13 protein-coding genes are annotated in these 11,298 nt (G+C 40.2%); 9 read left to right on the forward strand and 4 right to left on the reverse strand.

The window, feature by feature from the left end:
• The first annotated feature begins 16 nt into the window (after nt 1-16).
• The 7 genes from ED557_08695 to ED557_08725 all read left to right on the forward strand — a co-directional run bounded on the left by ED557_08695 (nt 17) and on the right by ED557_08725 (nt 6,121).
• Nucleotides 17-1,090 (forward strand): hypothetical protein, encoded by a 1,074-nt coding sequence (locus ED557_08695; protein RNC83840.1) that lies wholly within the window; start codon nt 17-19, stop codon nt 1,088-1,090.
• 112 nt (nt 1,091-1,202) lie between these two features.
• Nucleotides 1,203-2,252 (forward strand): hemin-degrading factor, encoded by a 1,050-nt coding sequence (locus tag ED557_08700; GenBank protein ID RNC83841.1) that lies wholly within the window; start codon nt 1,203-1,205, stop codon nt 2,250-2,252.
• A complete protein-coding gene (locus ED557_08705) occupies nt 2,249-3,139 on the forward strand; it encodes a hemin ABC transporter substrate-binding protein (protein RNC83842.1) in 891 nt (296 codons plus the stop codon). Before ED557_08700 ends, ED557_08705 begins: the two co-directional genes overlap by 4 nt.
• Before the next feature lie 2 nt (nt 3,140-3,141).
• On the forward strand, nt 3,142-4,221 hold the full coding sequence (locus ED557_08710) for an iron ABC transporter permease (GenBank protein RNC83843.1): 1,080 nt from the start codon (nt 3,142-3,144) through the stop codon (nt 4,219-4,221).
• Nucleotides 4,218-5,015 (forward strand): heme ABC transporter ATP-binding protein, encoded by a 798-nt coding sequence (locus ED557_08715; GenBank protein ID RNC83844.1) that lies wholly within the window; start codon nt 4,218-4,220, stop codon nt 5,013-5,015. Before ED557_08710 ends, ED557_08715 begins: the two co-directional genes overlap by 4 nt.
• A gap of 252 nt (nt 5,016-5,267) precedes the next feature.
• Nucleotides 5,268-5,768 (forward strand): hypothetical protein, encoded by a 501-nt coding sequence (locus tag ED557_08720; GenBank protein ID RNC83845.1) that lies wholly within the window; start codon nt 5,268-5,270, stop codon nt 5,766-5,768.
• Nucleotides 5,765-6,121 (forward strand): MmcQ/YjbR family DNA-binding protein, encoded by a 357-nt coding sequence (locus tag ED557_08725; GenBank protein RNC83846.1) that lies wholly within the window; start codon nt 5,765-5,767, stop codon nt 6,119-6,121. The genes ED557_08720 and ED557_08725 overlap by 4 nt, the downstream gene beginning before the upstream one ends.
• Here the strand turns inward: ED557_08725 and ED557_08730 are convergent.
• Nucleotides 6,111-6,431, reverse strand: a complete 321-nt coding sequence (locus ED557_08730) for a prolipoprotein diacylglyceryl transferase (protein ID RNC83847.1) — start codon at nt 6,429-6,431, stop codon at nt 6,111-6,113. The genes ED557_08725 and ED557_08730 overlap by 11 nt on opposite strands.
• A 177-nt stretch (nt 6,432-6,608) precedes the next feature.
• Between ED557_08730 and ED557_08735 the strand changes: the two genes are divergently transcribed.
• Entirely contained in the window at nt 6,609-7,247 is a 639-nt protein-coding gene (locus ED557_08735) for a porin (GenBank protein RNC83848.1), read from the forward strand.
• Here ED557_08735 and ED557_08740 read toward each other — a convergent pair.
• A complete protein-coding gene (locus ED557_08740; protein RNC83849.1) occupies nt 7,223-8,632 on the reverse strand; it encodes a sensor histidine kinase in 1,410 nt (469 codons plus the stop codon). The two genes, ED557_08735 and ED557_08740, sit on opposite strands and share 25 nt — an antisense overlap.
• Nucleotides 8,629-9,330 (reverse strand): DNA-binding response regulator, encoded by a 702-nt coding sequence (locus ED557_08745; protein RNC83850.1) that lies wholly within the window; start codon nt 9,328-9,330, stop codon nt 8,629-8,631. The genes ED557_08740 and ED557_08745 overlap by 4 nt, the downstream gene beginning before the upstream one ends.
• Before the next feature lie 50 nt (nt 9,331-9,380).
• On the opposite strand from ED557_08745, the gene ED557_08750 reads away from it, so the two are divergent.
• Nucleotides 9,381-10,178 (forward strand): SDR family oxidoreductase, encoded by a 798-nt coding sequence (locus ED557_08750; protein ID RNC83851.1) that lies wholly within the window; start codon nt 9,381-9,383, stop codon nt 10,176-10,178.
• Between the two features lie 157 nt (nt 10,179-10,335).
• Here ED557_08750 and ED557_08755 read toward each other — a convergent pair whose 3' ends face one another.
• Nucleotides 10,336-11,256: a DUF58 domain-containing protein gene (locus ED557_08755; GenBank protein RNC83852.1), complete on the reverse strand. Its 921-nt coding sequence runs from the start codon at nt 11,254-11,256 to the stop codon at nt 10,336-10,338.
• Between the last annotated feature and the right edge of the window lie 42 nt (nt 11,257-11,298).

Genomic DNA, 11,298 nt, shown 5'->3' on the forward strand with positions numbered 1-11,298 from the left:
ATCCTCATAATTAACCATGAAGTACTTATCACAAAAAACTCCATTGCTTCTAATCCTTATGGCTACCACTTTTGTAGCTTGTAAATCATCTGGAAATGATGGTCCAGCAGATGTTAATGCAATAACAGTAAATGACCTTGCTGCTAATGTAGTAACAATTTTTTCTCCATCAGGCCCTGCTACTGATGTTGCAGGTGATACTGCAGAAACAGAAACCTATGTGTATTACGATCTTGATACCGGCTCAACTGTAGCTGATGCAGCTTCCTCCGCTTGGGATATAGCATTTGGAGGAACTACCATACTTGCCAATAGCGCTAATGGTGGTGGTATCCAACTTGTAGATGCAGATTACGCTTCTACCCAAACTGCTCCTGAAGCTGGTTATGCTAATGACAATGCATCTTGGTACTTATACACTGCTGAAATACCAAACCTACCTCCTCATGCTATTCTTCCACTTGAAGACAAGACATTGGTAGTAAGAACTGCAGATAACCGTTATGCTAAAGTGCAGATAGTTAGCTATTACGAAGGAAATCCCGATACCAGCACGGAAGAATTTGCGAGCTTTTTTACTCGCCCAGCAGGCCGATACTTCACGTTTAACTACACCATCCAGAATGATGGAAGTACACAGTTATATCACGAGGATACATTCACTTATTATGACCTGGATGAAAATGAAATCGTAGAAGATGAAGCTTCTTCTCAATGGGATATAGCTTTTAGCGGAACTACCATTATGGCCAATAGTGAACAAAATGGTGGCTTGCAGCTTCTTAACATTGAGTACACTAATCTTGATGAAGCTCCAACAAGTGGATATACTGGAACTACTTCAGCGTGGTATACTTATACAGGTGAAGCCCCTACTGGGCCCACCCATGCTATTTTGCCTAATGATGGGCAAACATTGGTAGTACTTACTCCGGAAGGAAAATATGCTAAAGTTCAAATTCTGAGCTACTACCAAGGCAATCCTGATGTTAGCTCAGAAGCTTTCATCAACTTATTTACTCGGCCTGCAGCAAGATACTATACCTTTAACTTTGGTATCCAAACTGATGGGTCAACGCTTTTTGAATAATTAATTTCAGATAACATCAAAAAGCCGAGCATGAAAACTCGGCTTTTTTTATGCCCAAAAGTTCTTAATTTAGAAACAGTCTAAATTAACATAATCCTGTTTCTCCATTCTTATGACTAAAAATGAACTTCGGACAAAAGCTGCTGAGCTTAAAAAAGAACAACCAAAACTTAGAGCAGTAAATCTTGCGGAACAATTAGGAGTTAGCGAAGCGGAACTCGTTTCTACCAATGAAAAGGCAACCCGCCTTACTGAAGACTGGGAAGGTATTTTTAAAGCGGTAGAGACTCTGGGCTATGTAATGGCACTCACCCGTAATAAATCAGTAGTCCATGAACGAAAAGGGGAATACCATAATATCAGCTTTGAAGGTCATGTTGGACTGGTGCTCGATCCAAACATTGATCTAAGAATTTTCCAGAACCGTTTTGGCTTTGTGTTTGCTGTACCTGTTGAAAGCCCCAGAGGTACATTACGCAGTATCCAGTTCTTTGATAAAAAAGGCGTTGCTGCCCATAAGATTTATCTTATGAATGAAGAACATATTTCAGATTATGATGCTTTAGTTCAAAGCTTTGCTCATCCTGACCAGGAATCTGAATTGGAATTTTCCAACTCTGCGGGTCGCCCTCCTCAAGCTAACGGAAACGTAGAACATGAATTTAATGCGGAAGCTTTTCTGTCTGACTGGTCTGAATTAAAGGACACTCATGACTTTTACCCATTGCTCATGAAGCATAAGGTGGAACGTACAAAAGCGCTTGAAGTAGCAGAAGGTAGATTTACACTCAAAGTAGATAATTCAGCTACCGAAATGATGCTGAATAAAGCATCCGAAGAGCAGGTTTCTATTATGGTGTTTGTAAGCAGTGGTCCTGTTATTCAAATCCACACGGGTGAGGTAGAAAAGATCAAGAAAATGGATAACTGGCTAAATGTACTCGACTCGGAGTTCAACCTGCATCTTCGTGAAGATCATATCGCACATTCATGGGTGGTTGAAAAACCAACAGAAGATGGAATCGTTACCTCCCTGGAAATCTTTGACGAAGACCGAAACAACATCGCCACTTTCTTCGGTGCTCGTAAACCAGGTAAACCTGAGTTGGAAACATGGAGAAGCCTCATTGCTGAAATTAGGGAAGAAGGGGTACTGGCGTGAAAAAACTGATTGTAAGTTTACTGCTTCTTTTTGGAGTATCATTCACAGCTCAAACTCAAACCACTATTGAGGGAGCAGATGGGGTAAATGTTGAAATAGACAATTTATCCAGGATTATTACGGTTGGGGGATCTATTTCGGAAACTGTTTGGGCGCTTGGCGGAGGACCGCAAGTAATTGCAACAGATGAATCTACCACTTTCCCTCCTGAAGTTTTTCGTATGCCTCGAGTGCCTTATGTAAGAAACCTGACCTCTGAGGGTATCCTTTCACTTGGTCCAACCTTGATATTGGCAAGTGATGATGCAAGCCCACAGGCAGCAGTAGACCAAATACGTTCTGCTGGAACAGACCTTCTTCTTATTAAAGAGGAAGAGTCGATGGAAGGAGTGATACACAAAATTAAGATCATTGGCGAAGTACTTGGTAAAACTGATGAAGCTCAGGAGCTTATTCGTGAAAACCAGGAACTCTATGATAAAGCTGCTGAATACAGGAAAGAGCTTACTTCAGAACCTAGCGTATTATTTGTCTTAAGTGTGAACAACGGGAGCACTTTTATGGCAGCAGGAACTAATACTGGAGCTGAGAAAATAATCGCTCTGGCTGGCGGTAAAAATGCAATGGAATCGTTTCAGGGATACAAACCTGTATCTAATGAAGCCATCTTAGCAGCTAATCCCGATTATATTCTGGTAATGGAATCCCGTCTTGAAGAAGTTACCAATGCAGTAAAAAATACTGACGGTATAAACCTAATTACTGCTTCTCAAAAAAATCAGATTGTTGGAATGGATGGAAATAAGCTACTTGGATTTGGCCCTCGATTTGGTTCAGCAATATTAGAATTAATATCGCTCTTACATCCTGAAGAATCTGACCTCTGATTTTGAGTTCTTTTTCGTATCACTGGTTTAATTCATACAAAAAGCAGGTTTCTACTCTTTTTGTACTATTTCTTGCCCTCATCTTTGTAAGCTTGCTATCTATCGGGATTGGACCAGTATCCATTGGAGTAAAAGATGTAGTCTTAATTCTGTTAGATGGGATGGGTATCCTTGACCCAGATGAATCAAAACTCCAATATTCGGCTATTATTCTCGGCATTAGAGTTCCACGAGTAATTATGGCCATTGCAGTTGGTGCTACGCTAGCTATCTCAGGGGCTGCTTTACAAGGCCTTTTTCGAAATCCTCTTGCCGACCCAACGCTTATTGGAGTTTCCAGTGGATCTGCCTTTGCTGCTGCTGCAGTCATAATTCTAGGTGGCGGTTTAGTAGCTATACTACCGGCATTTATATATTCAGCATTACTTCCTATCGCTGCTTTTTTTGGTGGTCTGGCAGCCACCTGGCTAGTATATCTTATTTCTACCAAGGCGGGGAAAACGAACGTGGCTACTATGTTACTCGCAGGAATAGCCATTAATGCCTTAGCTGCTGCTGGCATAGGATTCCTAATTTTTACAGCTGATGATTTACAAATCCGGGATTTAACCTTTTGGACACTAGGAAGTCTGGGAAGTTCAGTATGGAATAACGTGTATCGAGCTGTCCCTTTTATGATGATTGCGATTATTGGATTGCCGCTCCTTTCAAAAGCTATGAATATTTTGTTGTTGGGAGAAAGTGAAGCCCGGCATCTTGGAATACGAACGGAAAGAATTAAGAAAGTAGTCATTACCCTTTCTGCTTTGGGTATAGGCTCTGCAGTGGCTGTAAGTGGAATTATTGGATTTGTAGGGTTGGTAGTACCCCATTTGCTTCGTCTTATTATTGGGCCTGACCACCGTTTCTTAATGCCTGCTTCCATTTTATTGGGAGCACTTTTGATGCTTGCTTCAGACCTTTTTGCACGAATGGTGGTAATTCCAGCTGAGTTACCTATTGGTATCGTTACCTCAGCAATTGGAGCTCCTTTCTTTTTATGGCTACTAATGCGTAATCGTACATTGAGTTCCTATCTATGATTGTTGCTGAACATATTAATGTTGTAGTATCTGGTAAGAAGAAACTGGTAGAAGAATTTTCTGTTAAAATTCAGCCTGGTGTTCTTACTGCCGTTATCGGAAAGAATGGAGCTGGAAAATCTACTTCTTTAAAGGCTATTACCGGAGATATCGCCCATCAATCAGGAACTATCTACCTCGAAGAAACACCCATTCAAAAAGTCCCGATCCAAGAGTTAGCCCGCAAACGTGCTGTCGTTCATCAGAAATCCTCCCTGCAATTTTCGTTTTCTGTCCAGGATGTAGTAGGGCTTGGAAGATCTCCCTATGGAGGCACTTTTTTATCTGGCAAAGACTTTGAAATTGTCGAAGAGTGCCTTCAAAAAGTGGATGCGACCCATCTTATGGAGAGGACCTATACCACACTTTCTGGAGGAGAGCAGCAACGGGTGCAATTTGCGCGGTCTTTGGCCCAGATATGGGATGCTATTGAATCTAATTCTCCTTCTTACTTATTGCTTGACGAACCTCTAGCCAGCCTGGATGTGGCGCATCAGCATGAGATGATGCATGTGTTAAAGCAATTATGTGCCTCCAATGTGGGAGTTTTTATCATTATTCATGATTTGAATCTGGCCGCACAATACTCCGATTATATCATCATTCTTAAAGACGGAAAAACAGTGGCTGAAGGAACCGCCAAAGAAGTATTTAACGAAGAGATTATTGGTTCCGCTTTTGATTTCCCGGTTAGCATTATTCCTCACCCTAAAATTGACTGTCCGCTTATCGTAGCCAGTGGATTAATTGATTAGTACTGTTGAAGTAAAGCAAAGATTACCCGTTATTATTTAGTATGAATTCGGGATAGCAAATGAGATCTAAATACTAAAGAGGGTCATTCCGCGGCGAAAGCCAGAATCTGAAAATAGATTAGAACCAAGGTTCTGTTTTTAAAAGCAAAATCTAGATTCCTGCCTTCGCAGGAATGACTAAAAAGCTATTAGGTACTTTATTTAAAGTTTCTATCCCGAATTCGCATTATTTAAGAACGAACTGCCAGTATTATGAAATGCTTCTCAGCCATTGTCTTTCTTTTATTTTTTTCTGTCCAATTAAGTTATGCTCAAAATGAAATTGCAAGAGAACGCAGCTCTCTAACGGGTATTAAGGAAATGGGCGTGGTAGTGAATATTGAGAAGCCTATTGGATTGGTTAATCCTTCTTTGGATGTCACATGGGTAAGGCAACAGATTGTAGAAAGTTTTGAAGACTTACCGGTAAGAATCCTGGATGATAAGATACTTAAGCAGTCGGATGAATTTCCGATTTTGCATGTTCATGTAAATATTATGAGAGCTTCTAATCTAACCCTTCCCTTCTCCATTGAGTTAAACTTCTACCAACCAGTTAAGTTAGTGCTAAACAGAGACCTCAAAACAATGGCGATAACATGGAATAAAGGACAGGTGGGTTTAGTCTCAGAGAATATGATTCCTATTATTGTTGAAGAAGCGGTTGCACTTTCATCACTGTTTAAGGATGCATTTGAAGAGGTTAATTTATGAATATAGAAGAGTACAGAGAGTTCTGCCTCTCCTTTGATGGAGTTACAGAGGGTTTCCCATTTGATGAAAAAGTATTGGTGTTTAAGGTAATGGGAAAGATGTTCGCCCTTACAGATATTGAAGAATTTGAGGGTATTAACTTAAAATGCGAACCCGAACGAGCTGTAATGCTTCGGGAAGAGTTTGAGGAAATTAAACCTGGGTATCATATGAATAAAGTGCACTGGAATACCGTTAGTGTGACTGGAAGTCTGGATGATCAATTCATCCGGCAGCTTATTACCGAATCCTACAATCTCATTGTTGCCAAGCTTCCTAAAAAAGAGAAAGAAAAACTAGAAGCTATGAAGTAACTTTTTCCTGTTTTTTAGGAATAAAGCGACTGAATGATTTTTTGAGGAACCACCAGAAGAATCTTCTTTGACCAAATATGGTCCCATATATGATGAGCAGGAAATTATAAATAGGCAATATGGTTAGCAGCCAAACAAGCGCTCTAAACCAGAATGGCATATCACTTGTAATTCCTAGCATTTCGAAAACGAACTTTTTTGCAAAAACAGCACTAAAACCGGTACAGGAAAATACAACAAGGATTACAACGATTTGCCAGTTGCTTTCAATATTCCATCGAAGCTTAAGTTTTTCGAAAAGTTTCTTCATATAAATTTAAAACTTTGAAAATAGCAGAATAATAGCTTTAATGAAGTCAAATAGTTATAAAGTTTCTCCTTTACGCACAGGGGTAATAAACAAAAATATGTTGCAATTCCTGCTTGGTGGGAGTAGCTTCACTCCAATTTTGGAGGACATTTTAAAAATAGAACTAGCGGGTTAGGAATGCGCAAGTACTTAGTTGAAGCAGTCGGTACATTCTTTCTGGCCTTATCAATGGGTCTTACTACTAATCCATTAGCCATAGGCCTACTACTAGCGGGGCTTATTTATGGCGGTATGCATGTCTCTGGCGCTCATTTTAACCCAGCAATTTCTTTTGCTTATCTGCTCAAAAAAAGAATCTCCTTCGGTACTTTTAGCAGTTACTTTGTGAGCCAATGTTTGGGCGTTTTTGCAGCAGGTGGACTTATCCTCTTTTTTTCGAATGAGGTTTTCTATGTTGAACCCCCTGCTTCCACCGACTTGTACCAACAAGCTGGTATGGAGCTCCTTCTTACATTTGTATTAGCACTTACTTACCTGAGTGTTGCTACTGACAAAGTGCTGGCATCAAATAAAGCCTATGGACTTGCGATAGGTCTTGTACTTTCAGGCTTGATTATGCTTGGTGATTCAATATCAGGAGCAGTGCTAAATCCTGCTATATCTATAGGTCTTTCGGCCATCGATTTCCTGGCAATCAGAGGAGCTTCTTATGAATTTATTCCGCTTTATCTCGTTAGCCCAATAGCTGGCGCTACCCTGGCCGCCTTATTCCATCAGTATATCAACAACGACTACTCTTCTGTTACATCAAGATAGAAATAGAAGGTAGACCCTTCACCTGATGTGCTATCCACAAAGATATCCTTTTGGTGAGCATTAAGAATTCCTTTTACGACAGCCAATCCTAAGCCTGTACCTCCTTTATCTCTGGATCGTGCTTTATCAGTTCTGTAAAACCTGTCGAATAACCTATCCAGATGCTTTTGGTCAATTCCTATTCCAGTATCCTTAACCGATATCTTGCCAAGCTCATTATTTAATTTGACCAATTCGATTGTGATCTCACCTTCGTTTGTATACTTCACTGCGTTTGAAACCAAATTATCCAGTACTTGTTCAATCTTATCCCGATCAGCCAGTACTGAAATACCTGTATCCATTTTTGTAGATAATTCGATACCCTTTTCTTTAGCTATCAATGAATAGGTTTTAGATACCTCTTTGATGAGTTGGTTTATATTAAACACCGATTTTTGGATATAGCTTTCATCATAATCGTATCGCTGTAATGATTTAATGTCTTCGAAAAGGCGAACTACCCGTTCAACTTGTTTTTGCGCGGTTCCTAAATATTGATTCTTTTTAGGTTCATCAAGCGAAGGCATTTGTAACATTTCGAGCGCCCCTGAAATCGTATGCAATGGATTCCTAACCTCGTGGGTAATATCCGCAAAGAATTGGTTCTGCTTCTCATTTAGCAATTTCAGTTTTTCATTGTCTGCCTTAAGAGTTCCAGCCATTTGGTTGAGCGAATCAGCAAGCATACCAAATTCGTCCTCACGTTCAAGGTGTAACTCTCTGTCTAAATCCCCGGCTGCAATATCCAGCGCTGCGTCGTTGAGCTGTTTAATGGGCTTTGCGAGATATCTTGCAAAAAGCAGACTCACAAAAAATACAACAAGGATCGAACCAATCATTGCTCCGTAAATCAAATGCCTGATACTGGCTTCTGCGGCATAAAGGTCGTCTTTATTCTGGCTAATCCTTAAATACCTGGCTTCAAAATCATTCTCTGCAAAACTATGGAAGGAGATTAAGTTCTCCAGTTCTTCTTCATTAATGATTACCTGGTCTTCTGTTTCATCAAGAATACTTTTAAGAGAGTCGGTCAAAAACTCTCTTGAGTCTGTAAAGCCGGATACGTTGTTAGAAGCACTAACCAGTACGGTTCCCAATGAGTCGAATAATGCGATCTCATAACCCGTCAACTCCGACATAAAATTAACCTGTACAACTACCTCGCTAATACTTGGCTTGCTTTCAAGGGATTGAGCGAGTGTATTGGCATCGCTTTCAAACTTCTGTATGGTTTCTTCCAGCAGAAAAGAGCGAATACTGAGAATGGCATAGGAGCTAATCACCACTACCCCTATAGACAGGAGAACGATATAAACTGCCGCTAGTTTAGTTTGAATGTTCATAAGGTCAAAAACTCACGGTTAAACCCGTAACCAACTCCTCTATAAGTTTTAATGAGTTTCCCTTCGTCTTTCATTTTGAGCCTTAGGTTCTTGATATGTACATCCACCGTGCGATCGAATATATATTTTTCTTCATCGCTGATATGTTCAAGGATCTCTTGTCGGCTATATACCCTTTTTGGGTGCTGAAAGAACAACTCTGCAATGATATATTCTGTATGTGTAAGATCAATTTTTTCCTCACTGATATACATCTCATTCGTTTCTGTATCCAGATATACATGATCATACTTTAACCAGTTACTTCTCTCCGGACTTTTTCTCCTTAACTGACTTTCAATATGAGCCTTAATCAATTTCAGACCTGCTGGTTTTTTGATATAATCATCTGCACCTAATTCGAGGCCTTCGATTTCATCTTTTTCCTCATCTCTGGCTGTTAGAAACAGAACCGGAATATCATTTATCACCGGATGCTTGCGAATATGACTGCATATCTCTTTTCCATCGTAATAGGGAACCATGATATCGAGAACAGCCAGCTCGATTTCGTTAGCATGATTTTCAATAATGCTAAATGCTTCCTTCCCGTCTTTCGCCCAAAAAACATTATAATCGTTTAGTTCTAAAAAATTTTGGAGCATTTCTCCGGATTCAATCTCGTCCTCTACTAACAGTAAGCTATGCTTATAATTCATGGTTTCTATGAAAATTTGGAATTGCTTAAGTTGGACACAAAGTTCGCATTATGACCTACAAAAACAAAGTTGTCTGGATTACAGGCGCATCATCGGGAATTGGGGAAGCATTTGCCAAAGCATTTTTTAAAGAGGGTGCAAAATTGATCCTCTCTTCGCGAAGAGAAGAAGCTCTTATTGAGGTTCGGGATTCTTTAGGTGCTGATGAAAGTAACTGCAAAATTCTTCCTTTAGACCTCTCAGATTCCACCTCATTACCGGGCAAAGCCGAAGAAGCCCTCAGCTTATTTGGTGGAATAGATGTATTGCTGAATAATGGGGGAATCAGTCAACGATCCATTTTTGCAGAATCGGACATGAGTACCATCCGCCGGTTAATGGAAGTGAATTTCTTTGGGTCTACCGAACTAACAAGAGCAATACTTCCATCTATGATGGAGCGCAAGAGCGGGCAAATTATTGTAATAAGTAGCCTTGCAGGTAAATTCGGCACTAAGTTCAGGTCAGGATATGCGGCCAGTAAACATGCGCTTCATGGTATGTTTGATAGCATCCGTCAAGAGATGTACGAATATAATGTAGCGGTAACCATGGTTTGCCCAGGCCCGATTAAAACGAATATTACCATTAATTCACTTACTGCCGATGGGAGTTCTTTTGGAGAAATGGGGAATCTCCATGATAAAGCCATGGATGCTGATGAAATGGTCACAAGAATCTGGAGACGAATTAAAAAGAGGAAAGAAGAGATTTATATTTCCGGCCCTTTAGAGATGCTTGCCTTAATACTCAAACGCGTTTCTCCAAGACTACTAAATATTGTACTCAAGAATAGTAAAGTTACCTGAGCAGAGCTCTTTACCGATCAAGACCTAACCCACCCCTCATTCCCCTCCAGTGGAGGGGACGCTCGTTGTTAAGGATTATTTCAGAAATCAAAGGGTTCCCCTCTTGGGAGGGGGGTGGGTAATTAAAACTGATACATTAAATGTATGCCAAGATAGTTTAACCCAATCTCCTTCTCTTGTTCAGGTAGGTCATTAACGCATTATCGAATTGTCCCTCGGTATCAATTTCCTCAAAATCGATTTCAAACTCACTACAGGCCAGCATAAATGCATGAGTATACTCAGATACTTTTTCTATGTAGTCTTTTCTGACCTGAGTAGGTAAAACTTCAATTTCTGATCCCGTTTCCAGATCCTCAAATACGAAGCGACCATCCGTAAAACCTAGCTCACGTTCACTTCTGCTTTCCATCACATTGAACAGTAACACTTCGTGCTTTCGATGGCGCAAGTGTTTTAGTGCCGAAATTAATGCTTCGTGTCCGGAAATATTCTCAAACAGATCGGTAATGATGACGACAAGGCTTCTTTGATTCAATCGCTCGGCTATTTCATGTAGAGCAGCTGCAGAAGCTGTAGTTTTTCTTTCTTCATCGCTTCTTTCTTCCAGTAAAAGTTGTTTCTCCAATTCCACATAAATCTGTCGTAGATGAGCATAGGTGCTTTTAGCAGGAATAAAACTTTCCACTTTTGAATTGAAGGGAATAAGCCCGCATGCATCCCGCTGTCTATGCATCAAGTACATTAATGAAGCAGCGAAATGAATCCCATATCTCAATTTCGTCCATTCACTGAAATGTTTGAAATGCATTGAAGTACTAGTATCGAGTACGACATGGCATCGCAGGTTGGTTTCCTCCTCGTATTGCTTCACATAAAAGCGTTCTTTTTTTGCATACGCCTTCCAGTCAATATGCTTGAAATCATCTCCTGGATTATAAGGTCGATGTTCTGCAAACTCGACACTAAAGCCATGATAGGGACTCCTGTGCAACCCGGAAATAAAGCCCTCCACAATTCTTTTTGCCCTGAGCTCAATGGAGGAAAATTTCGATAAAATTTCGGGAGTTAATAACACTGGATAATCTTTTTTGAATGGAAGGAATTTATATAAACTTCT

It is taken from the genome of Balneola sp. (assembly GCA_003712055.1).
Taxonomy (GTDB): Bacteria; Bacteroidota; Rhodothermia; order Balneolales; family Balneolaceae; genus RHLJ01.